The organism is Vibrio sp. 10N.222.55.C6 (genome assembly GCF_041473395.1).
Classification (GTDB): domain Bacteria; phylum Pseudomonadota; class Gammaproteobacteria; order Enterobacterales; family Vibrionaceae; genus Vibrio; species Vibrio crassostreae_C.
Genome location: NZ_JBFRSD010000048.1, coordinates 81,280 through 104,200, shown reverse-complemented (window position 1 = coordinate 104,200; position 22,921 = coordinate 81,280). Strand labels below are relative to the sequence as shown.

Here is a 22,921-nt window from a genome sequence, read left to right as displayed (position 1 = left end):
AAATTAGCCAAAGGTCTAACAAAAAGGGATGAATTAGACTGCGAGTCATAAAATTTAACAACTAAATGACCGAGAAACGGTATTTAGCCCTGCTTATGACACGAAGCGAAACATAAGTTTGTTATAGTAACAACGGCACTTTCACCGACCGTGCCTTGCTAAACGGCAGAAGATCAACAAGCTAGCGGCAGAAGATCAACATGCTTATATCTTGAGTTTTATTCTTTGGGGGAACGAATTGGACGCAATAACTATCAACCACTTATTTTTAACTGGTGCGGTGCTCATCGCCATCAGTGTGCTTTTCTCACAAGTGTCCTCACGATTGGGCGTTCCGATTCTTTTGATCTTTTTATTCGTTGGTATGTTAGCGGGTGAAGATGGACCCGGTAATATTCATTTCGATGATTACTCACTGACCTACTTGGTGAGTAACCTTGCGCTTGCCGTGATTCTGTTGGATGGCGGTATGCGAACCAAGGTGGCGAGCTTCAAGGTCGCTTTCTGGCCTTCGCTCTCGCTGGCGACGATAGGTGTCGCATGTACAGCAACCTTAACCGGATTAATGGCGGCTTGGCTGTTTGACTTGTCATTAATGCAGGGCATCTTGGTCGGGGCGATTGTTGGTTCAACCGATGCGGCAGCGGTATTCTCTTTGCTGAAAGGACAGAGTCTCAATGAGCGTGTTGGCTCAACCCTAGAGATCGAATCGGGCACTAACGACCCAATGGCGGTCTTCCTGACGGTGACCTTAATTGCGCTGTTAGGTAACCCTGACGCTGAGATGGGAATGAACTTCCTACTGCAAAGTTTTGCGATGCAGTTTGGTATCGGTACTCTTGTTGGTATTGGCGGCGGCTGGGTTCTATGGAGCTTAATCAATCGAGTACAATTGGCTGATGGCCTTTATTCCATTCTGGTACTCAGTGGGGGCGTGGCTCTGTTTGCGTTCTCTAACATGCTTGGCGGCAGCGGCATTTTATCGATTTACCTAGTGGGCTTGTTCATTGGTAATCGTCCGACGCGCTCGCGACACTCGATTCTTAATGTTCTTGATGGCATGACGTGGCTAAGCCAGATCGTGATGTTCTTGGTATTGGGTTTATTGGTGACGCCATCAACGTTGATGGACATTGCTCTGCCTGCGCTGGCACTGGCCTTCGGTATGATTTTGTTTGCTCGTCCGCTGTCGGTTTGGTTGGGTTTGCTGCCGTTCAGAAGCTTTACCACCAAGGAACGTTGGTTTGTTTCTTGGGTCGGTCTACGCGGCGCGGTACCGATCATTCTGGCGGTGTTCCCGATGATGGCTGGCCTGCCTAATGCTCAGCTTTACTTCAACATCGCGTTCTTCGTGGTTATGGTGTCGCTGATTGTTCAAGGCGGCAGCTTGATGAAAGTCGCGAGATTGGCTCAAGTGACGCTACCTCCAACGCCGACACCGATTTCTCGTACTGGCATTGAAATTTACCCTGCTAGTGAGTGGGAGATGTTTGTCTACAAGCTGAAAGAAGAGAAGTGGTGTGTGGGCGAACCACTAAAGCGTTTGTCTATGCCGGAAGGAACGCGAATTACTGCACTGTTTAGAAAGGATGCCTTGCTTCACCCATCAGGCAGCACCGTGTTAGAGGCGAACGATATCTTATGTGTGCTTGGTCAAGACAAAGATTTGGACAGCTTAAGTTCGTTGTTCAGTGAGGCGCCTCTAGCAGAAGAGGCGGCACGATTCTTTGGTGACTTCTTCTTGGATGTTGAGCTATCAGTTGCGGCAGTGAGTGATTGTTATGGTATTGAACTTGGCTCGGAAGAAGAGCGAGAAATGACGCTAAAACAATTGGTTGCTCAAGAGCTTGGCGCACACTCTGTATTGGGTGATAGCTTTGAGTGGCATGACATCACTTGGGTGGTTGCAGAGATAGATGATCATAAAGTCGTCAGGTTGGGTTTATGTTTACCTAAGACGACTTTAGAAGAGGATATCAGTGAAGCTTAATTGTGGACTTCTTGTAGCAAGATAACCGCTTGAGTACGATTTTTCACATCCAGTTTACGGAAGATGGCCGTCATATGTGCTTTGATGGTCGCTTCCGAAACATTCAATTCATACGCGATTTGCTTGTTAAGCAAGCCGTCAGAAAGCATCCCTAATACCTTGTATTGCTGAGGCGTCAGTGTGGAAATCTTTTCTGCAAGGTCGCTACACGCTGCATTATTGGTGATAAGCCCTTCAGGGAAGAACGGGTCGCCATTCAGCACTTGATTCAGTGCACTCACCAACTCACGCATATCACTCGACTTAGGAATAAAGCCAAACGCACCGTGGCTCTTCACCTGAGTGACCACGCTGGCATCTTCACTGGCAGAAACCACCACAATCGGTAGATCTGGGTATTCAGCGCGCAGTTGAATTAAGCCTGACATGCCATTGGCGCCCGGCATTTTCAGATCGAGCAGTAATAGATCCGGCTCGCCTTCTTTCTTTAGCAGAGTCAGTAAGGCATCGAGAGAATCGGCCTCAAGCAGGTTCGCACCACTGATCGCCATATGAACTGACTGAAACAGGGCGTTGCGAAAGAGAGGGTGGTCATCAGCAATGATGATGGTATAGGTCGAGTCCATGACGTTCATACTTTTAACAATTTAGTTAATATTTATTATCATCCTGATTGAGTATGTGGACAATATCTATGCATTAAAAGTCTGAACCATATCGACTTTTATCCCCGGAATAAGAAAGCGTTACTCTGAATAGCAAAAAAGCCGCACTGCCATCTCGTTACGGAGGGGCGGTGCGGCTTTCGATTCGGCTTATATTTTAGTGAATATTGCCGTTATAGCTGGTTGTTTTGCATGTGTTTTAAGAATACATCAGCAGGCATAAAACCGGTTACACGAGCATTTGGAACATGGTTACCCTCGCCATCCCAGAACTCAATCGTCGGTAAGCCAAGTACTTGTAATTGTTTAAGCAGTTCAATGTCTTGAGGCATGTTTCTCGTTACATCGGCTTGTAGCAGTACAAAGTCAGAAAGCTTGTTTTCCACATCAGCTTGATGGAAGGTGTACTTCTCGAACTCTTTACACGCCACACACCAATCGGCGTAGAAGTCGAGCATCACAGGCTTACCGAGTTTCTTCGCTTCGATGAGCTGGATTTCTAGCTCTTCAACCGTGTTGATGCGTGCAAATTGGATGTGCTGTTGTTCTACCGTTACGCTCTTCTCCGCAAACCAATAGTTCAATGCAGGCTGTGCCGAAGCAAACAAGCCAAGCATCGCGATGATGCCTACCGCACTCTGCTTCCAGCCGCCGAATGGCAGTGCATTCTTGCTATGGTACAGCCAACCAAAGGCGATGAAGCCAAGGCCAGACCAAAGCACGGTTGCCCACAATTCAGGAATGATGCGCTCTAGCAGGAAGATAGGTGCTGCCAGCAAGATAAAGCCGAATACGATCTTCACCTTGTCCATCCAGCTGCCCGCTTTAGGCAATAGCTTATTACCAAATACCGCAACTAAAATCAGCGGAATACCCATACCCATGGCTAATGCATACAGAGCAATCGCACCGGTAAATAGGTCGCCACTCTGAGCCACATACAGCAGCGCGCCTGACAATGGCGCCGTGGTACAAGGTGAACACACCAAGCCAGAGATAGCGCCCATTGCGAATACGCCCAAGGTATTGCCACCTTGCTGCTTATTGCTTTGATTGTTGAGCCAAGTTTGAATGCTGCTTGGCAGTTGCAGGTTATAAACGCCAAACATCGACATTGCCAACGCCACGAACAGAACACTCAGCGCGATCAGCACGTAAGGGTGCTGCATAGCGGCTTGGAACTGCATGCCTGCTGAAGCAACCACTAAACCTAATAAGGTGTAGGTTAACGCCATGCCTTGCACGTAAATAAAGGACAGCATCAGCGCGCGACCTTGGCTGAGTTTGCCACCACCTAAAACGATACCCGTTAGAATCGGATACATAGGCAGCACACACGGCGTAAAGGCTAAACCAACACCGAGTGCTAAGAATAATAGAGGGGTCCACCAACTGTCACCGAGCTTATCGGCTAAGCCTGCTTCTTTTGAAACAGGGGCATTTGGCTGTTGAGTCGTGTTACTTACAACGTCTGCTTTCGGAGATGTTGGTTGCGTAGAAACATCGGTTTCGTTGCCAGCAGAAGATGAAGCTTGTGAGTCACTACCTTGCGAATTAGCAGAACCTGTTGCTGTGAAAGGTTCAATGTCGATGATACGAGTCTCTGGTGGGTAGCAGAACCCTGCGTCCGCACAGCCTTGATACTTAACGATCAGCTGTGAGCCATCTTGGTAACTCTGCAGAGGAACTTGCACGAATAACGGCTGAGTATAAATGCTCACCTCACCGAAGAATTCATCTTGGTGCGGCTTACCATCTTCTAATTCAACATTACCGATAGCGAGATTTTGCCCGGTGAACGAGAGGCTATGTTGATAGAGGTAGTAGCCCTCTTTTACTTGCCAGTCGAGAAGGACTTTGTCGTCTTGCTGGTAGTAATTGAAAGGGAAAGCTTGGTCTACAGGGACAAAACCATTGTTATTGCCTCCGAAGCTTGGCTCGGCGTTGTCGTTCCCAAATAGCGCCCACGCAGGCTGGGTGAATAGGGAAACACAAACAAAAAGTAATGTGGCAAGTCGTCGCATACTATTTAGTCATCAAAATTGAGTTGAAGGTATCTTAACTCAATCAGACCGTAATAGTTTGCTATTAGTTTCATCGGCAAACAAATATCCCCTAAGGCGGGATAGCGATTTTATTGGGTAATCGAGTGGGGAGCTGCAATTCAACTTGAGTGACTTGCCTTTGTAAAAGAGACATTTAAGCTACACCCAAGCGTGCTTTTACTACTTGTTCGCAAGCATCAATATTCATCGTATCTTTTGGAATAATAAGCACGGTATCATTACCGCCAACGGTGCCGATAATCTCAGTATGTGGGTCGATATCGACTAATCTTGCGACTAATTGAGCACAACCTGGATGAGTTTTTACGATGACCATCGCTTGGTTATGAGTGATGAATTCGATTTGCGATGAGATGGATGCATCGACACGAACCGGTGCACTTTCAACCGTGATGCAGTAAACCTTTTTACCGCAAGCATTCTGAATTTTGACAACACCAAGCTGTGACAAAATACGAGAGACGGTCGATTGGCTGATACCGGTATAGCCAATATCGACGAGTTTCTCTCGCAGTTGATTTTGGGTCGAGAAGCTTTGTTGTTGTAGTAAGCGTTTGCACGCTGCAGTCAGTGTTTTATCTTCAGCTGAATACAAGCAACCGTGCTCAGTGATTGGGTTCATGAACAACTCCTTAAGGTCAACATGTGGTTATCGCTTGTCCATAGCGCCGAGCGTACTCCCAAAGCCGTAGAGTACGATTGTTAAATAGGGCTTACCGATGAATCCCGAAATAAAGAGGGAAGGTATGCGTGATGTATGATCGTCTACCCATTGAGTCTACCACTAAAGGATAGTTATCTTTTTGAAGGGGATCACCAAATAAAATTCTAGTTAATTGCTTTTATTTTGGAGTTTTATTCTTTTGTTAAATGGATATTTATTCCAAGTTTGGCATAAATATCCATCGGTATTAGGGTGCTTTGGAGACCGTGATAATGGCGCTAAGGGTTAGCGAATTTCACTCATGATCTCGCGAGAGAATACTTTTTCACAGTAGTGACATTTTAGCTGCACGTTTTCCTGTTTTAGCTGCACTTTAAAGCTGCTTTCGACAGGTTCACCGTGCGAAATACAGTTGCTATTCGGGCAAGAGTAGACACTGTGGATTTGCTCTGGCAGCACAAGGGTTAGCTTATTAACCACTTTATACTCTTCAATCTGATTGACCGTTGCCTGCGGAGCATAAAGAGCCAATTGGTTGGCTTGTTCCTTGGTCAGGAAGATGTTCTCAATCTTGATTAGATCTTTATGGCCAAGTGCCGATGATGGCAGGTTTAAGCCCATAGTGATGCGCTGTTCTGTCTTGTGTAGCTTAAACAGTTTAAGGATTTTGATACCAAGGTGAGCAGGGATGTGGTCAATCACGCTGCCGTTACGGATCGCTTCTACTTGTAGCTGAGTTTGTTTAACCATGACTGTTTCTCCTGCTTATAAAGTGTCGTTAAGAACTAGGGCCAATAGGGCTTCGCGAGCGTATACACCGTTTTTAGCTTGTTCGAAGTAGTAAGCGTGTGGCGTTTTATCAACGTCGGTGGTGATTTCGTCGACGCGTGGCAGCGGGTGAAGTACCTTCATGTTTTGACGAGCGTCTTTCAATGTATCGGCCGTCAGAATGTAAGCCGATTTCATGTGTGCGTATTCCGACGCATCAAAGCGCTCTTTCTGCACGCGAGTCATGTACAGAACATCCAGTTCCGGCACGACTTCTTCAATGCTGCTGTGAGTGCTGTATTGGATGCCCATCTCTTCCAATTCTTCACAGATGTAATCTGGCATCTCTAAGACTTCTGGCGCGATAAAGAAGAAACGCACGTTATTGAATTTCGATAGTGCTTGGGTCAATGAGTGCACGGTACGGCCATATTTTAGGTCGCCGACGAACGCCACATTGAGGTTATCGAGCGTGCCTTGTGTTTCGTAAATCGAGAACAGGTCCAGCAAGGTTTGCGTCGGGTGCTGGTTAGCACCGTCGCCGCCGTTTACTACCGGCACACCGTTAGAAAATTCAGACGCTAAACGTGCTGCGCCTTCTTGTGGGTGACGCATTACAAAGGCATCGACGTAGGATGAAATAACCTGCACTGAATCGGCAAGTGTTTCGCCTTTCTTCGCCAGTGAGGTGTTACCGCCATTATCAAAGCCAATGACCGTGCCACCAAGGCGCTGGACGGCGGTCTCAAATGAAAGGCGAGTTCGAGTTGAAGGCTCAAAGAAGCAGCTCGCAACGACTTTATTTTTCAGCAACTCTGGGTTTGGCTCGGCCTTGAGTCTTGCTGCTGTGTCGACGATAAGCTCCAGTTCATTACGAGTGAGCTCAGGTATGGAGATGATGTGCTTGTTAAATAACGAATGCGCCATAACGGGTCTTCCTTCTATGCATACAGTCAAATTGCGGACAAAAAAAAAGCCCCCTAAAAATAGGAGGCTTCGAAACGATCAATAGAGCAAAATAAAAATGACACCACCGCCACTCTTTGGCGTGTAGTTTGACAATCATGTGCGACAGAATTGCAGTTCATTTTTTGCTCTCTTAAGACAAATTGCGGAGGATTATACTCAGATAAAAACGGCATGCAATACTTTCTGTAAAGTATTCATTTAATGGATTTTTATGCGAAATAACCTCTACATTTTGCTTTGATTTAAGCCCTTGTTGAAACAGAAAATCTCAGGGTTTTTGGGGCGATAATGCCCTCAAGTACATGAAAAAAAATGCGGGCTTTATCCAAGGGCTAAATCCCAAGTTCGCCGCCCGCATTTCCCTGTCATTACACTTAACTTGTCAATGTCTCGCGAACAAGTGAGTGCTTAACTTCTTAGTTGTTTCGATTCTTAGCTGTTTAGGTAATTAACTGCCTAGTGTTGCAACCATTACTGCTTTGATGGTGTGCATGCGGTTTTCAGCTTCATCGAACACGATAGAGTATTCAGACTCAACTACCTCATCAGTCACTTCCACACCGTCTTTTAGCTGTGGATATTCAGCCGCAAGTTGTTTGCCTACCGTGGTATCTTCGCCATGGAAAGCTGGCAGACAGTGCATGAATTTCACATGTGGGTTACCCGTTGCTTTCAGCATTTCCATGTTCACTTGGTAAGGCATCATTAGGTTGATACGCTCAGCCCATGCTTCTTTCGCTTCGCCCATAGATACCCAAACGTCGGTGTACAGGAAGTCACAACCTTGCACGCCTTCTTGAACATCTTCAGTCAGTGTAATTTTGCCACCTGTGTGCTCTGCGATTTCACGACACTGAGCCAATAGTTCTTCTTGTGGCCAGAACTGTTTTGGAGCAACAAGGCGAATGTCCATGCCCATTTTCGCTGCGCCAACCATCAGAGAGTTACCCATGTTGTTGCGAGCATCACCTAGGTAAGCAAAGCTGATTTCATGCAGTTGTTTACCACGGCCGTATTCCGTCATGGTTAGGAAGTCAGCAAGAATTTGTGTAGGGTGGAATTCGTCAGTCAGACCATTCCATACTGGAACTCCAGCGTAAGCGCCTAGCTCTTCAACAATCTCTTGACCGAAGCCGCGGTATTCAATGCCATCGTACATACGGCCAAGAACGCGAGCGGTATCTTTCATTGATTCTTTGTGGCCAATTTGAGAGCCAGATGGGCCTAAGTAAGACACGCGAGCGCCTTGGTCGAATGCCGCTACTTCGAATGCACAGCGAGTACGAGTTGAGGTTTTCTCAAAGATAAGCGCAATGTTTTTGCCAGTTAGTGTTGGCTGTTCGTAACCGTTGTACTTCGCTTTTTTTAGCTCCATAGAAAGATCTAATAAGTGTTGAATTTCGCGTGGAGTGAAATCTAGTAGTTTTAGGAAGTTACGATTGCGTAGGTTAAAAGCCATGATGTATTCCTTCTTAGATTTAGGCGCTTTCTTGTTACAGGGAAAGAAAATTCAAGAAAGCGCGATTCAATTTTTGTGTATTAATTTCAGTTCAAACGGTGATTCAGTTTTCTCGCAAGGTTTGAAAAGCTCGCGAGTAGATTAATCTTTGGTGATGTTGGTGCCCGCCAAGCCTTGCAGGATTTGCAAACCATCTTCGAGTGCACCAATACCGACGACTTTGCCGCCTTGCTGAATGAATTCGCACGATGCTTCAATTTTTGGTCCCATAGAGCCTGCATCAAATTCGAATTTCGCCAGTTCACTTGGTGTGGTGCTGCGCAGTGCGTGTTGAGTCGGTTTGCCCCAATCAAGGTAAACAGCGTCCGCGTCGGTCAAAATAAGCAGTGCATCCGCATCCAGTTGTTTCGCTAAGAAAGCCGCTGACATGTCTTTGTCGATAACCGCTTCAACACCCACTAATTTGCCGTTCTCTTTTTTCACTGGGATGCCACCGCCGCCAGTACAAATCACTAGGTGGCCTGCATCGATAAGTTGGGTGATCGCTTCGTGCTCAACAATGCCAGTAGGGCGTGGGCTTGGCACAACGCGACGGAAGTGTTGGCCGTCTGGTTTGACGATCCAGTGGAATTTCTCCGCCAATTCACGCGCTTCCGCTTCTTCGTAGATCGGGCCAATCGGCTTCGTTGGATCGGCGAATGCAGGATCGTTTGGATCAACGGTCATTTGCGTCAACATGCACGAGATGTTGCGGTTAGGTAGATAGTTCTTGAACTCTTGCATCAGCATGTAGCCGATCATGCCTTGAGTCTCACTGCCCAATACATCTAGCGGATACGGGTTTACTTTTTTGTATTCCAAACCTTGCAGAGCCAGTAAACCAACTTGTGGGCCATTACCATGTACTAGAACCACGTTGTACACTTTCGCGATTTCAGAGATGGTTTTAACCGCTGTTTCAATATTACGGCGTTGAACATCGGCTTCTAACGGCTCACCGCGACGAAGTAAGGCATTACCGCCGAGTGCAACAACAACAGTTTGCTTAGTCATAATTGTGTTCTCTCATTTTGGCCAAGCTGAGATTATTTAAGATCATTCAACTTGGCCGTTTTCGTCTTAGTGATTAGATACCATCACGCTCAATTGGGCAGCTCATGCAGCGTGCGCCACCGCGACCGCGGCCAAGTTCATCTCCAGGGATAGGAAGAACTGTGATGCCTGCTTTATCGTATTTTTCATTGGTGTAGGTGTTGCCTTCGTAGCCAATCACAACGCCAGGTTTAACCGTTAGAACGTTGTTTGCATCGTTCCACTGCTCACGTTCTGCATGGAAGTTGTCACCACCGGTCGTGATTAGGTTTAGCTTGTCTACGCCCAGTGCTTTTTCGATAGCTGTTACGAAGTAGCCTTCTTCTTTCACTTTCACTGCGCCAGACTCATCACCAGTTAGGTTCCAGCACTGTACGTCTTTACTCACCACTTCAGGGTAAACAGAGAACGTATCTTCGTTCATGTGCGTCATAACGGTGTCTAAGTGCATGCAAGAGCGGTGTTTTGGTAGCTGCATTGCGATAACTTGTTTCGCTTGACCGTGTTTGAATAGGCTAGATGCTAAGTGCTCAACACCTTGTGCTGTTGTACGCTCAGACATACCGATAAGAACCGTACCGCGACCGATTACAAGAACGTCACCGCCTTCAATGGTTGAGTTGTCGTAGCTGATGTTTTCTTCATCGCCGAAGTACTTAATGAAGTCTTGGCCAGCAAATGTTGGGTGCCAGCGGTAAATAGCGCGAACGTGGTTGGTTTCACGTTGACGAGCAGGTTTCGCCATCGGGTTGATGGATACGCCACCGTATACCCAGCAAGATGTGTCACGAGTAAATAGGTGGTTTGGTAGCGGTTCGATAATGAAGTCGGTTGGTGCGTGCATGCCTTGCATCATTGAAGATGATTTCATTGGCATCTCAGCGTAAGACAGACCACCCGTTAGGATTTTTGCTAGTTCTAGGTTTGGTAAGTCGCCCAAGTAGCAGCGCACATCGTTAGCAAAGGTTTTGCCTAAGCGGTAATCAGAAACTTGATGATTCAAAAGCCAATCTTTCGCTTCTGGCACTGCTAGCGTGTCTGCTAGTAGGTCAGTAAGAAGAAGAACTTCAACACCTTGATCACGCAGCGTTTGAGTAAATGCGTCATGCTCTTTACCAGCACGTTCAACAGCCAGTACGTCATCAAATAGTAAATCGTGACAGTTAGAGGGTGTTAGGTGAGTCAGTGCGCGTCTTGGACGGTGAACTAGAACGCGGCGTAATTGACCTATTTCAGAACCTACATAGAACTTACTCATGATCGTCTCTCTCTTATATATTTGAATTACTTTTATCGCTAAGAGTAATTATTTATTTTCAGTTGAGAAGAATGAATTATTTATTCATATCTCTTGTCTGGAATTAATATTACGCCTGCTAGTCAGGTATTCTTAGAGATCTATCACAAATCGTTTTTTATCCCGCAGCCCTTTAAAATTAAGGGTTTTAACAAACTTTATGCACTTTCAGTTATGAATAATACATTCTAAATAGTTAGCAGTTAGGGAACTTTATGCACGCTTTTTTGACGAAACTTACTAGAATCTAATTTACGAGGGATTATATGCAGAATAGTTTTATTGATAAGAGTGTACTTAGCTTGGAAGTATGCAGTGTTTTTATTTAGATATTTAATTTTGGATGTGGAATTAATTGTTTATTAACAAAGTAAATGCGAATAAAGCTGTTGCGATCACATTTTAAAATCGGCTGTTTAAGTGTGTTTTTTGATAGAAAAGGGCATTAATCCTCGTCTGTTTATTAGGCTGTTAATTACTTTAAATATAATTAACGCTAATAAGTGACTAACTATTTGTTTAAACATCATGGTTGAAAATAGAGTGTTATTTCATCAAGAAAATTAGATGTTTAAAAGTAGGATTGATTCTTCTATTGCGAGTGCTTTGAGTTTAGTTGAGCTTGGCTACGAACAGAAGAACCTTGAATATCGCGTGTATGGCTTTGAGGATCTGTTTCAGTGGCAGAGGGTTACATTGAGAGGGAACAATAAAAAAGCCGCTGTGAGAAGCGGCTTTGGATGAGAAAGGAGTGAAGTGCTGTTAGTTAGATCAGCGCACCAATACTCAGTACAACAATGCAGAACACCATCAATATACCGACTAGTGGCATCACCCATTTAACCCAGCGCACGTAAGGGACACGAGCAATCGCCAAACCACCCATCACCACCGCGGAGGTTGGGGTGATTAGGTTCACCAAGCCAGATGCAGATTGGTACGCAGTGATAACCAAGTCACGACCTACGCCAGCAAAGTCGGCCAGTGGTGCCATGATTGGCATGGTCAGTACCGCTAAGCCAGAGGTCGATGGCACTAAGAACGACAGTAGAATCTCTAAGAAGAACATCACGTTAATGAAGATAACCGAAGAAAGCCCCGTTACCATCTGTTCTGCTGAGAAGAGAATGGTATCGGTGATCATACCGCGGTCCATCACCACTACGATACCACGTGCAATACCTATGATGAGCGCAACGCCAAGTAGGTCGCGGGCACCATCAATGAAGCTGGTGGTAAACTCTTCTTCGCTCATGCGAGCCACAATACCAACGATGATGGTTGCTGCTAAGAACATCGCTGAGATCTCAGCCATCCACCATCCAGCAACGGATACACCATAAATCATTACAGCGAACGAGCCACCAAAAATGGTCAGAATCAGTTTGCGAGTCGCGGTGAATTCAAGTTTTTCGCCGCTCGCATTACCTAAGAAGTGCGCTTTGTTCTCTTCGTATTTGTCGTAGACAATTGATGTTGTTGGATCGGCTTGAACCATTCTTGCGTAACGCATTACGTAGGCAACACAAATACCCCAACCAATAATCAACATCGCAATGCGCAACACGATACCGTCTGTAAATGGAATACCAGAGGCGTTGGCAGCGATCACGGTTGCGAATGGGTTAATCGTTGAACCCAGCACCCCAATACCTGCACCAAGCAGTACGGTCGCAGCGGCAACAAGAGGGTCAAAGCGAGCTGCCATCATTACCGGCACTAGCAATGTATAGAAGGGCAGTGATTCTTCCGCCATGCCGTAGACGGTACCACCTGCGGCAAATAGCGCCATCAGTATTGGTATCATCAACTCTTCTCGCCCTTCTAAGCGGGCGGTGACGCGCTCGATACCGGCATCAATGGCACCCGTTTTGGTTACTAGCCCTAAGAAGCCACCAATGATTAAGATGAACAGCGAAACGTCGATAGCCGCCGCTTCATAGCTATTGTGGTCATAGAAGCCGTCAATAGGCGCGAGCAGTACATCAATCACGCCTTGAGGGTTACCTTCTACCGCTTGATAGGTTCCGGTTACGGGTACTTCTCGGCCTAGCTCTTCATTCATTGCACGGTCGTATTGGCCTGCTGGAACAATCCAGGTAAGCAGTGCGACGAACGCAATCAGAATAAATAGAATGGTGTAGGCAGAAGGGAATTTAAAGTTGGCAAAGAAGCCGCCCTTTTTTTTCTCGCTTGGTATCGTTTGAGTTGTCATGGCTATCTCCTTACATCATCTTAAATAGAAGTGATGTGAATTAGCGACTAATGATTTATAGATTGTAAATACACGGACACTTATAAAGCACTCAACGATATAAAGTTGCTGACTTTAAATTAAGGTTGTTTTTATATTTACTAATCCAAATGAAGTTAGATTTAATTTAGCTGCGGTTATTTTATTCCTTACTCCGGTATTTAAGTTTGGTGCTGTTCACAAAAATAATGGCTAATAAAAGGGCTAAAAAATGGCAGAAAATCGTCAAGGTTTTTTGGTTAGTTAGCTTGGATTAATATTCGTTGTGGATTAACTGGAAGTGGAAGGAGATTGATTTGGTAGGTGTTGTTTATGATTAGGCAGAATAATCTTGGAATTTTATTCAAACTTTATTTTTTAGGCGGTTTTTAAAGTTTATAATGGTTATTTGATGCGTATCAAATAACACATTGAGCAGAAAACAAAAAAGGAAGCCGAAGCTTCCTTTTAAATGTTCAATCACCAGCGAATGTTAGATAAACAGACCGCCGAATGCGAAGCCGAGTGCTACCGCAGTACTGATTGTTACCACTCCTGGAATGAAGAATGGGTGGTTGAATACGTAGTTACCGATACGCGTTGAGCCTGTGTCATCCATCTCAACCGCTGCTAGTAGCGTAGGGTAAGTTGGAAGTACGAACAGCGCACTTACCGCAGCAAAAGAAGCAACGGCTGTTAGTGGTGCTACGCCAATCGCTAGTGCTGCAGGCATCAGTGCAACTGTTGTTGCGCCTTGAGAGTAAAGCAGCATAGAAGCGAAGAACAGAACAAGAGCCAGCATCCATGGGTAGTCAGCCAGTAGAGCGCCTGCTACGTCTTTGATTTCACCAACGTGTGCGTTTACAAACGTTGAACCTAACCAAGCCACACCAAGTACACATACACATGCCGTCATACCAGAACGGAACGTTGGTGCTGAAGAAATCTTCGCTGCATCAATCTTAGTGAACATCACGATAGCCGCTGCTGCTGCCAGCATTACAGACATGATCGCTTCGTTACGACCTAGCGCCGGGTTTTCAATTAGGCCAACAGAGCTAGAGATAGCCGCTGCGTAACAAACCACGAAACCAATTGCAGCTAGGAAGATGTACGTTGCTTTCTTCGCTGTAGGTAGAATTTCGCGTTTCTCTTCTGTTGCTAGCTTGATTAGACCTTTCTCTAGACGTTCTTGATAAACAGGATCGTCTTTCAATTCGCTACCCATGTAGTTAGCAACAACCGCACCAACCATACAAGCGATGAAGGTTGTTGGGATACAAACCATCAATAGCGTTAGGTAATCAACACCAAATGGTGCCAACATTGCTGCGAAAGCCACAACTGCAGCCGAGATTGGCGAAGCTGTGATAGCAATTTGAGAAGCGACAACTGCGATAGACAGTGGACGAGAAGGACGAACACCTTGGCCTTTCGCTACTTCTGCAATAACAGGAAGCGTAGAGAATGCTGTGTGACCAGTACCCGCCATTAATGTCATTACAAAGGTCACAATCGGCGCGTAAAAGGTGATGCGTTCAGGGTGTTTACGCAAAAAGTTTTCGGCAATTTGTACCAACCAGTCCATACCGCCAGCAACTTGCATTGCAGCAATTGCGGTGATAACTGACATGATGATCAAGATTACGTCGATCGGGATGAAAGATTGGCTTGTTGGAACGCCAAGAATAAGTGAAAGGGCAATAACACCAGCACCACCGGCAAAACCAATACCGATACCGCCAATTCTGGCCCCCAAAAAGATAAAGAGCAGGACGACAAACAGTTCTACTGCAATCATAAGTAACACCTCATTTAGATTTTATTATGTGAACATTCGCCGCTGGAATGTTCACATAATAGTTCTATGGTTTAGATTCAATTTGGCAAAAGCGCAACCAACGGAAATCCACAAAATAATCATGGTTAACCGTATTGGAGCCTAAAAAAGGGCTCCGTTTGGAACCCTTTCTCGCTAACTTTATTCGTAGCGCTTCGCTTTATACTGAGGATGCATCAAATTTTCAACAGAGAAAATGTCATCAAGTTCTTCTTCGGTCAATAAACCGCGTTCTAGAACTACATCACGAACACTCTTACCTGTTTCTGCACAGATCTTACCAACAATGTCACCTTCGTGGTGGCCAATGTATGGGTTTAGGTAAGTGACGATACCGATAGAGTTAAATACGTGCGCTTCACATACTTCTTTGTTTACCGTAATGCCGTCTACACACTTGTCGCGCAGGTTCACACAAGCGTTTGTCAGAATGTCTAGAGACTCAAACATGCTTTGTGCAATAACAGGTTCCATTACGTTCAGTTGAAGTTGACCACCTTCCGCAGCGAAAGAAACCGTGTTGTCGTTACCTAGAACTTTGAAGCAAACTTGGTTTACTACTTCAGGTACAACTGGGTTTACTTTAGCAGGCATGATTGAAGAACCTGCTTGCAGTTCAGGTAGGTTTAGCTCGTTCAAACCAGTACGTGGACCTGAAGAAAGTAGACGCAAGTCGTTACAGATCTTAGATAGCTTAACTGCTAGACGTTTAAGTGCGCCGTGCGTCATTACGTATGCGCCACAGTCAGACGTTGCTTCGATTAAATCTTCAGCCGCTACACACTCTAGGCCTGTTACTTCTGCTAGGTGTTTCACTGCTAGGCCTTGGTAACCCGGTGCTGCGTTCAGACCTGTACCGATAGCCGTTGCGCCTAGGTTTACTTCAAGCAGTAGTTTTGAAGTGTATTCTAGGTTTTTGATTTCTTCATTGATGGTTACAGCCCAAGCGTGGAACTCTTGGCCAACCGTCATTGGAACTGCGTCTTGAAGCTGAGTACGACCCATCTTCAAAATCGTGTTGAATTCTTGGCTCTTAAGCTCGAATGCACCTTTTAGGTATTCGATCGCATCAATCAGTTTACGAACGCTGTTGTAAACAGAGATACGGAAGCCAGTTGGGTAAGCACAGTTTGTAGATTGGCTGCGGTTTACATGGTCGTTCGGGTTGATGAACTCGTATTGGCCTTTTTCTTTGCCCATAAGTTCAAGAGCCACGTTCGCAACAACTTCGTTTGCGTTCATGTTTACAGAAGTACCAGCACCACCTTGGAAAACGTCCGATGGGAACTGATCCATGCACTTACCCGTGTCTAGAATTAGGTCACAAGCTTGGATGATGTATTTAGCCACTTCGCTTGGAATTACACCTAACTCTTTGTTTGCTAAAGCCGCCGCTTTCTTAGTCATCACCATACCGCGAACGAATTCAGGTACATCTGAGATCGTTACATTTGAGATGTTGAAGTTTTCAACTGCGCGTAGAGTGTGGATGCCGTAGTAAGCATCAGCCGGAACATGACGTTGACCTAATAGATCTTCTTCGAGACGAGTAGCTTGAGGAGCTTCAACTTGAGCTTCTGATTGAGTAGCCATAACAGGATCCTTAGAGAATTATTCTGATTATATAGTTAGTTATTAGCCTATTCTGTGTGCAAATACTCCGTTCGCTAGAATATTGGGCTGATAAATCCGTCCTGACTTATGTGGCACATGATACTGTACTTAGCGCATAAAAATATTAAGTGGATCACCTTTTTCGGTTTTGTTTCGTCAATATTTTGCAAAGTTATTCTTGGTCAATAAACACGCTTATTTACAGGATAAATTTGAGATTGTTAGGGCTTTCAGCGTAAACTGCAAGTAACAAAGGAGGGCGTGTGTTTCCTATCTTATTATTACTATTTATCTTCGTACCCATCATTGAGATTGGGCTATTTATTCAAGTTGGTGGCTTCTTAGGATTGTGGCCAACTATTGCGTTGGTTCTGATCACTGCATTTGTGGGTGCATCGCTGGTTCGTAGCCAAGGCATTCAGACACTTATGTCTGTGCAAGGTCGTTTGCAACAAGGCGAAATGCCAGCACAACAGATTCTTGAAGGCGTGATGCTTGCAGTTGCCGGTGTATTGCTGCTGACTCCGGGCTTTATGACGGACGCACTCGGTATGTTGGTATTACTGCCAGCACCAAGAGCGATGATTGCCAAGAAAATGATGGAAAAAATGGTGGTGACTAATATGTCTGGCGGTTTCCATGCGGGTGGGCAAGCTGGTTTTGGCCAGAGCCCATTTGGACAAGACCCATTCAATCGCGATCCATCTGACCAATCAAAAGACGGCAACACCTTTGAAGGTGAGTTTGAGAAGAAAGACGACGACAACGATCGTAACCGCTTAAACTAATTAATTTTTTCTCTCTTTATATAGAGGGAAAACAAAAAAGGCTCTTACCTTTATCCTTCGCAAGAAAGTGATAATGGTAAGAGCCTTTTTTATTGTCTGTCGCTAGCTGTTACTTACTGTTTACTATCGATAACAGATAACAGATAACAGATAACAGATAAAAGATAAAAGATAAGCTTGAGTGTTCGGTTATACCGCGCTTTCAAAACCCATTTGTCGCCATGCTTCAAAAGCAATGATTGCCACTGCGTTAGACAGGTTCAGGCTGCGCGCGTCTGGCATCATTGGAATACGAATGCGTTGTTCCATTGGCATGCTTTCAATGAACTCAGCAGGCAGGCCGCGAGTCTCAGGGCCAAACATCAGCACATCGCCTTGTTGGAATTTCGCATCAACGTGGTGGCCTGTCGTTTTTGTGGTGCAAGCAAAGATGCGGAAATCACCCTCACGTTCATTCTCTAGATACTCAAGGAAAGCTTCTAGGTTCTTGTGACGCTTAACTCGCGCAAGGTCGTGGTAATCCAAGCCAGCACGACGAACCTTCTTCTCTTCAAAATCAAAGCCAAGCGGTTCAATCAGGTGCAGATTTGCGCCGCAGTTAGCACATAGGCGGATGATGTTACCCGTATTGGGTGCAATTTCTGGTTCGTATAGAGCGATATCAAACATGTTGGTTCACAAGAGTAATCAAAGATAGCCCGAGTATACGGTGGCAAGCTGAGTGAGTACAGTTCGCCACCGTCACCATTCGCTTACGCTTGGTTCGTTAGTGCTTGCGCGTAGTTTTCAGATACGGCATTCCAATTCACCACATTCCACCATGCATTGATGTAATCAGGACGACGGTTTTGGTAGCTGATGTAGTAGGCGTGTTCCCAAACATCGAGCGCGAGAATCGGTTCGCCATCACTCGCCACGGTATCCATCCACGGATTATCTTGGTTCGAGGTTGAGATGATCTTCAGTTGCCCTTGCTCTACCACTAGCCAAGCAAAGCCGGAGCCAAAGGTATTGATCGCCGCTTGGGCGAACTGATCTTGGAATATCTCGAAATCACCGAAGGTACTCTTGATAGCCTCACCAAGCTCGCCCGTAGGTTCACCACCACCGTCTTGCGACATGCAATTCCAATACAAGATGTGATTGTAGTAGCCGCCGCCATTGTTACGCACGGCAGGGCTGTGCTGAGATATGTTGGCAAAGATCTCGGTCAGAGATTGCTGTTCTAGCTCGCTGCCAGACACTGCCGCAACAAACTTATCGTAGTAGGTTCTATGGTGCTTGCTGTAATGCACTTCCATTGTCTTAGCGTCAATGTAAGGCTCTAGGGCATCGTAAGCGTAGGGTAAAGCAGGGAAAGTGTGCGACATGGTAAATCCTCCTTAATTAGAGGATTTACCATAATGATAATAACAATCATTATCAACTGTGATCTTTGTGGGGGTATTACACCGGTAAGATAGGCAGCGTGATTTCGAGTTGTAATCCACCGAGCTGGCTGCGGGTTGCGGTGATGGTTCCGCTGTGTTGGCGAATCGCACTTTCAGTAATGGTTAATCCAAGCCCTGTGCCGCCAGAGTTTCTGTCACGCGCTGTTGAGACACGGTAGAAAGGTCTGAAGATAGAATCGAGTTCATCCTCTGGAACACCATCACCATTATCATTGACGCAAATTGTTAGCTGATCTTGAACCACATGGAACTGTACATCCACTTGGTCTTTACCGTAGTAGATGGCATTGCGTGTAATGTTGTCTAGCGCACTCATCAGCAGTTTAGGGTTCCCCGAAATAGAGCGTTCTGGGATCTCCGAGAACGTCAGTTGTTTGCCCATCTGTTCGGCTTCAAACTCTGCGTCTTTTAAGATCTCTTCCCATAGGCTCGAGATAGGCTGAACCTCACGAGTAATATGGCTGTCGACCTGCATACGAGATAGCGTTAGCAGCTCACTGATCATCTGTTCCAAACGCTGTGCTTCGGTATCAATGCGTTCTAACTCTTGGCTCTCGCCTTGTTTACGAATCGCCAGTGCATTGGCCATGCGAAGACGTGTCAGTGGCGAGCGGAGCTCGTGTGAGATATCAGAGAGCAGGCGTTGTTGCCCCGAAATCATCTGGTTTACCGCTTCTACCATCTGGTTAAAGCTTTCACCAGCTTGTCTGAACTCTGAAGTACCTTTTTCGAGTGTTGGATCGACCTCGAATTGACCTTTCGCCACGCGTTGTGCCGCGCGTTCTAGCCTGCGAGCGGGTTGACTCAGTGCCCAAGCTAGCCAAAGCAATAGCGGGGTACTCGCTAGCATAACCGCAAGCAGTAACTGCAGAGGTCTATCAAACAGGCGTAACAAGAACGGAGGTGGTTGAGTCCACTTTATTCCGGCGTACATCAACAACTCTTCACCCGCGAGTTTGATGGGTACTGGACCTGCCACCATGTAGTGTCCGTACAGTTTTTGTTTCGGCACTTCAGGGTTATCTATCGAGGTAACAAAGTTACGAATCGCCTTTAGCTTATAGTCTGAATGCCTTTTCGAGGTAAGGACTGCGCCCTCAAGATCGGTCAGGTAGATGCGAGCTCTAGAATCCTTGCGGCTGCGTGGCGCCTCCAGTTGGAAGACAATCTTGCCCAGATTTGGTTCTTTGGCGTAGCGTTTCTCTGTGATTTTAGCGATACGCTCGAGTTTATCGAGGTGATCTGCAGGCACATCGCGCGCGACTCGAGGGTCTAAATGGGGAAGTGACAGCACCGACAAAAGCACCAGTAACATGGTGAACCAAAAGATAGCAAAGATACGTCCATATAAGCTGGTGATTTTAGGTATACGCATTAATCTTCCTCTACCAATAAGTAGCCACGGCCTCGTAAGGTTTTGATGCGTGATTTACCGTCAGTGCGCTCAGGAATTTTCTTACGCAGGTTGGAGATGTGCATGTCTATCGCACGGTCAAACGCTGCGAGCCTTTTACCTAATACATCTAGGCTCAATGCTTCTTTGGTGATCACTTGCCCTGGGTTTTGGATAAGGTGACTCAGTAGAGCGAACTCGGTGGTGGTGAGATCGATGAGCTCACCATTGCAGTAGGCTTCTTGTTTACCCGGGAAAACTTCGATGTCTTGATATTGAACTCTATCACTGGCCGCTTTAGGCGCGGTGGCGGTTTGAGTTCGACGCAAGATAGCTCTAATACGCGCTAACAATTCTCGGTCACTGAAAGGTTTAGGCAGGTAATCGTCCGCGCCAAGCTCAAGACCAATCACACGGTCGATCTCTTCGCCTTTTGCGGTCAGCATCAGCACTGGTGTTTCCCAATTTTCTCTCAGTTTCTTTAGTGTTTCCATGCCATTAAGACGCGGCATCATCACATCCAAAAGAATCAGGTCAATCTCATCATTGATAGCTTCCAGCCCTGCATAGCCATCATTGGCTTCGGAAACAGTGAAGCCCTCAAAGCTCAGAATGTCTTTGAGTAAGCTGGTTAACTCGGTGTCGTCATCAATAAGAAGAATGTTCGCCATTGGGAAGCCTTAATCATTTAGTTAGGTTAATAATACTGCTAATTATTCGTCAACTTTCACTCTTTACGATTCTTTACGCTTTCTAAACGTCACTTTACGAGGGAAAGACTAATCTATATTCAAGCGCTGAGAAACAGACGCAACACATGACTTATTATACCGAATTGAGGCAACAATTATGAAAATGACTAAGAAACTTGTACTAGCAGCTGCGGCACTTCCACTTATTTTTGGTACAGCAAGCGCGTATGCTTACGGTGGTGGTGATAAAGGTGACCACAAAGGTATGCACGACAAGTGTGGCGGTTTCGATAAAAAAGTAATGCGCCAACTAGACCTAACCGACGCTCAAAAAGAACAGTTAAAAGAGATGCGTGAAGCAGACCGTGCTGAGATGAAAGCAAAGCGCGGTGCAAACAAAACGGCAAAAATGGCGCAAATGAAAGCGCATCACGAAAAGGTTCAAGCATTGGTACTTGCTGACAACTTTGACGAAGCAGCAGCAAACGACCTAGCAAGCCAAATGGTTGAGAAGCAAACTGAGCGTCGCGTAGCAATGCTTAAGAAACAACACCAAATGATGAGCGTACTAACGGCTGAGCAAAAGACTCAATTGAAAGAAATCCAGCAAGAGCGCATGACTAAGTGTGCGGACAAAATGGAAAAACGCATGAACAAAGACAAGTAATTCATGGCTTGAGAAAGCCGGATTGAATGACAGTGTTGAGAAAGAAGCGGCCGAGTGCCGCTTTTTTTGATCCCTAGAAATGAATGTTTTACATCCGAGCTGTCATATTCAATTGATTGTTTGCAGGTTATACTTTGTGCTATCAGTCACTTTATAGCCAAATTATGAAACAAGAATACGCACGTTTAGTTACGCTCGCCGCTTGGGCAGCCACAACCATCGCCACTATCTTATTGATAGTGAAAGTCGCAGCGTGGTGGGTGACAGGTTCTGTGAGTCTGTTGGCTTCCGTAGTGGATTCAATGTTGGATATCGCGGCCTCTGTCGTCAATCTTATCGTGGTTCGCTACTCTCTCCAGCCTGCCGACAAAGAACATACCTTTGGTCATGGTAAGGCTGAATCGCTTGCCGCATTAGCGCAGGCGATGTTTATTTCAGGCTCTGCATGTTTCCTTATTCTCAATGGTATTGAGCGCTTCTTCCGACCTCATGAACTGAATTCTCCAGAGATTGGTATCTATGTCAGCTTATTTGCGATGGTGATGACCTTCGGTTTGGTTCGATTCCAAAAGCATGTGGTCAACAAAACAGGCAGCCAAGCTATTGCGGCCGACTCTCTGCACTATCAATCAGACCTTTATATGAACGCTGCGATCATGCTGGCACTGGCATTGAGCTGGTTTGGGATTGGTCAGGCGGACTCAGTATTCGCGGTCGGTATCGGTATCTACATTCTGTACAGCGCTTATCAAATGGCGATGGAAGCGGTTCAGTCTCTGCTTGATCATAAGCTGCCAGATGATGAGCTGAAACAGATTAAAGAGACATCATTGAGCGTGGAAGGCGTGTTGGGTGTGCATCAATTACGAACGCGTCGCTCGGGGCCAATACGCTTCATCCAACTGCATCTAGAATTGGAAGATAATATCCCACTTATTGAAGCGCATCGCATTTCTGACGAAGTAGAGGCTAAGCTTATCTCCGTGTTCCCTGATGCTGATGTATTAATTCACCAAGACCCGTATTCGGTCGTATTTGGACCAGAGAAGCAGCAGAAATTCCACTCGTGGTAATGCGTGCTAAAAATCAGCGGGCAAATGGTAAGTGAGTGGCTTTTGAACTAAAGTGAGTAAAAATTATTAACTGTTAGGTGATTCAAAAACCACCTTAGTAACAATTAATGTTGATTCTGATGTGAATCAACAAAGTTATTGAGTAAAACTGTAATACTCTTACAGAAGTAGAAATGTTACATAATTTTACGCGATTTGAG

Annotated in this window: 19 protein-coding genes; 4 read left to right on the top strand and 15 right to left on the bottom strand. The window is 45.7% G+C overall.

Going from position 1 to position 22,921, the window contains the following annotated elements:
* The first annotated feature begins 238 nt into the window (after positions 1-238).
* Entirely contained in the window at positions 239-1,990 is a 1,752-nt protein-coding gene (locus AB4486_RS22010; RefSeq protein WP_017066561.1) for a potassium/proton antiporter, read from the top strand.
* Here AB4486_RS22010 and AB4486_RS22005 read toward each other — a convergent pair.
* The 11 genes from AB4486_RS22005 to aspA form a co-directional block, all read right to left on the bottom strand.
* A complete protein-coding gene (locus AB4486_RS22005) occupies positions 1,987-2,616 on the bottom strand; it encodes a response regulator transcription factor (protein WP_017062717.1) in 630 nt (209 codons plus the stop codon). The two genes, AB4486_RS22010 and AB4486_RS22005, sit on opposite strands and share 4 nt — an antisense overlap.
* Before the next feature lie 212 nt (positions 2,617-2,828).
* Positions 2,829-4,679, bottom strand: a complete 1,851-nt coding sequence (locus AB4486_RS22000; RefSeq protein ID WP_372118620.1) for a protein-disulfide reductase DsbD — start codon at positions 4,677-4,679, stop codon at positions 2,829-2,831.
* Between the two features lie 175 nt (positions 4,680-4,854).
* Entirely contained in the window at positions 4,855-5,343 is a 489-nt protein-coding gene (locus AB4486_RS21995; RefSeq protein ID WP_017063664.1) for an arginine repressor, read from the bottom strand.
* Between the two features lie 327 nt (positions 5,344-5,670).
* Positions 5,671-6,135, bottom strand: a complete 465-nt coding sequence (gene pyrI / locus AB4486_RS21990) for an aspartate carbamoyltransferase regulatory subunit (protein WP_017062720.1) — start codon at positions 6,133-6,135, stop codon at positions 5,671-5,673.
* 15 nt (positions 6,136-6,150) lie between these two features.
* Positions 6,151-7,080 (bottom strand): aspartate carbamoyltransferase, encoded by a 930-nt coding sequence (gene pyrB / locus AB4486_RS21985; protein WP_372118617.1) that lies wholly within the window; start codon positions 7,078-7,080, stop codon positions 6,151-6,153.
* A 490-nt stretch (positions 7,081-7,570) separates the two neighbouring features.
* On the bottom strand, positions 7,571-8,581 hold the full coding sequence (locus tag AB4486_RS21980) for an ornithine carbamoyltransferase (RefSeq protein WP_017062722.1): 1,011 nt from the start codon (positions 8,579-8,581) through the stop codon (positions 7,571-7,573).
* A 141-nt stretch (positions 8,582-8,722) separates the two neighbouring features.
* Positions 8,723-9,634 (bottom strand): carbamate kinase, encoded by a 912-nt coding sequence (gene arcC, locus AB4486_RS21975; RefSeq protein ID WP_017062723.1) that lies wholly within the window; start codon positions 9,632-9,634, stop codon positions 8,723-8,725.
* Positions 9,635-9,707: 73 nt separating this feature from the next.
* Entirely contained in the window at positions 9,708-10,931 is a 1,224-nt protein-coding gene (arcA, locus tag AB4486_RS21970) for an arginine deiminase (protein WP_017062724.1), read from the bottom strand.
* An 805-nt stretch (positions 10,932-11,736) separates the two neighbouring features.
* Positions 11,737-13,185 carry a YfcC family protein gene (locus tag AB4486_RS21965; RefSeq protein ID WP_017062726.1) on the bottom strand — a complete coding sequence of 483 codons (1,449 nt, stop codon included), beginning with the start codon at positions 13,183-13,185 and terminating at the stop codon, positions 11,737-11,739.
* Positions 13,186-13,696: 511 nt separating this feature from the next.
* Entirely contained in the window at positions 13,697-15,004 is a 1,308-nt protein-coding gene (locus tag AB4486_RS21960; protein WP_372118615.1) for an anaerobic C4-dicarboxylate transporter, read from the bottom strand.
* Between the two features lie 180 nt (positions 15,005-15,184).
* Positions 15,185-16,636, bottom strand: coding sequence for an aspartate ammonia-lyase (aspA, locus tag AB4486_RS21955; protein WP_017063668.1), 1,452 nt, complete (start codon positions 16,634-16,636; stop codon positions 15,185-15,187).
* Positions 16,637-16,920: 284 nt separating this feature from the next.
* Between aspA and AB4486_RS21950 the strand changes: the two genes are divergently transcribed.
* Positions 16,921-17,445 (top strand): FxsA family protein, encoded by a 525-nt coding sequence (locus AB4486_RS21950; RefSeq protein WP_012604974.1) that lies wholly within the window; start codon positions 16,921-16,923, stop codon positions 17,443-17,445.
* Positions 17,446-17,634: 189 nt separating this feature from the next.
* Here the strand turns inward: AB4486_RS21950 and trmL are convergent, their stop codons facing one another.
* From trmL to AB4486_RS21930, 4 genes are all read right to left on the bottom strand, one after another.
* A complete protein-coding gene (gene trmL / locus AB4486_RS21945) occupies positions 17,635-18,114 on the bottom strand; it encodes a tRNA (uridine(34)/cytosine(34)/5-carboxymethylaminomethyluridine(34)-2'-O)-methyltransferase TrmL (protein WP_372118612.1) in 480 nt (159 codons plus the stop codon).
* Positions 18,115-18,197: 83 nt separating this feature from the next.
* On the bottom strand, positions 18,198-18,815 hold the full coding sequence (locus AB4486_RS21940) for a superoxide dismutase (RefSeq protein WP_372118610.1): 618 nt from the start codon (positions 18,813-18,815) through the stop codon (positions 18,198-18,200).
* 76 nt (positions 18,816-18,891) lie between these two features.
* Positions 18,892-20,271 carry an envelope stress sensor histidine kinase CpxA gene (gene cpxA / locus AB4486_RS21935; RefSeq protein WP_017061164.1) on the bottom strand — a complete coding sequence of 460 codons (1,380 nt, stop codon included), beginning with the start codon at positions 20,269-20,271 and terminating at the stop codon, positions 18,892-18,894.
* On the bottom strand, positions 20,271-20,960 hold the full coding sequence (locus AB4486_RS21930) for a response regulator (RefSeq protein WP_017063670.1): 690 nt from the start codon (positions 20,958-20,960) through the stop codon (positions 20,271-20,273). Before AB4486_RS21930 ends, cpxA begins: the two co-directional genes overlap by 1 nt.
* Before the next feature lie 178 nt (positions 20,961-21,138).
* Here AB4486_RS21930 and AB4486_RS21925 point away from each other — a divergent pair, with 178 nt between their 5' ends.
* Positions 21,139-21,648 (top strand): CpxP family protein, encoded by a 510-nt coding sequence (locus AB4486_RS21925; RefSeq protein ID WP_017071179.1) that lies wholly within the window; start codon positions 21,139-21,141, stop codon positions 21,646-21,648.
* 164 nt (positions 21,649-21,812) lie between these two features.
* Complete coding sequence (gene fieF, locus AB4486_RS21920) at positions 21,813-22,721, top strand: CDF family cation-efflux transporter FieF (protein WP_029235400.1); 909 nt, start codon at positions 21,813-21,815, stop codon at positions 22,719-22,721.
* Positions 22,722-22,921: the final 200 nt, after the last annotated feature.

What these genes read in the sequence shown, in the direction of transcription:
- AB4486_RS22005 (WP_017062717.1), bottom strand. Translation starts at nt 2,616, where the DNA reads ATGGACTCGACCTATACCATCATCATTGCTGATGACCACCCTCTCTTT.
- AB4486_RS22000 (WP_372118620.1), bottom strand. Translation starts at nt 4,679, where the DNA reads ATGCGACGACTTGCCACATTACTTTTTGTTTGTGTTTCCCTATTCACC.
- AB4486_RS21995 (WP_017063664.1), bottom strand. Translation starts at nt 5,343, where the DNA reads ATGAACCCAATCACTGAGCACGGTTGCTTGTATTCAGCTGAAGATAAA.
- pyrI (WP_017062720.1), bottom strand. Translation starts at nt 6,135, where the DNA reads ATGGTTAAACAAACTCAGCTACAAGTAGAAGCGATCCGTAACGGCAGC.
- pyrB (WP_372118617.1), bottom strand. Translation starts at nt 7,080, where the DNA reads ATGGCGCATTCGTTATTTAACAAGCACATCATCTCCATACCTGAGCTC.
- AB4486_RS21980 (WP_017062722.1), bottom strand. Translation starts at nt 8,581, where the DNA reads ATGGCTTTTAACCTACGCAATCGTAACTTCCTAAAACTACTAGATTTC.
- arcC (WP_017062723.1), bottom strand. Translation starts at nt 9,634, where the DNA reads ATGACTAAGCAAACTGTTGTTGTTGCACTCGGCGGTAATGCCTTACTT.
- arcA (WP_017062724.1), bottom strand. Translation starts at nt 10,931, where the DNA reads ATGAGTAAGTTCTATGTAGGTTCTGAAATAGGTCAATTACGCCGCGTT.
- AB4486_RS21965 (WP_017062726.1), bottom strand. Translation starts at nt 13,185, where the DNA reads ATGACAACTCAAACGATACCAAGCGAGAAAAAAAAGGGCGGCTTCTTT.
- AB4486_RS21960 (WP_372118615.1), bottom strand. Translation starts at nt 15,004, where the DNA reads ATGATTGCAGTAGAACTGTTTGTCGTCCTGCTCTTTATCTTTTTGGGG.
- aspA (WP_017063668.1), bottom strand. Translation starts at nt 16,636, where the DNA reads ATGGCTACTCAATCAGAAGCTCAAGTTGAAGCTCCTCAAGCTACTCGT.
- trmL (WP_372118612.1), bottom strand. Translation starts at nt 18,114, where the DNA reads ATGTTTGATATCGCTCTATACGAACCAGAAATTGCACCCAATACGGGT.
- AB4486_RS21940 (WP_372118610.1), bottom strand. Translation starts at nt 18,815, where the DNA reads ATGTCGCACACTTTCCCTGCTTTACCCTACGCTTACGATGCCCTAGAG.
- cpxA (WP_017061164.1), bottom strand. Translation starts at nt 20,271, where the DNA reads ATGCGTATACCTAAAATCACCAGCTTATATGGACGTATCTTTGCTATC.
- AB4486_RS21930 (WP_017063670.1), bottom strand. Translation starts at nt 20,960, where the DNA reads ATGGCGAACATTCTTCTTATTGATGACGACACCGAGTTAACCAGCTTA.
- AB4486_RS21925 (WP_017071179.1), top strand. Translation starts at nt 21,139, where the DNA reads ATGAAAATGACTAAGAAACTTGTACTAGCAGCTGCGGCACTTCCACTT.
- fieF (WP_029235400.1), top strand. Translation starts at nt 21,813, where the DNA reads ATGAAACAAGAATACGCACGTTTAGTTACGCTCGCCGCTTGGGCAGCC.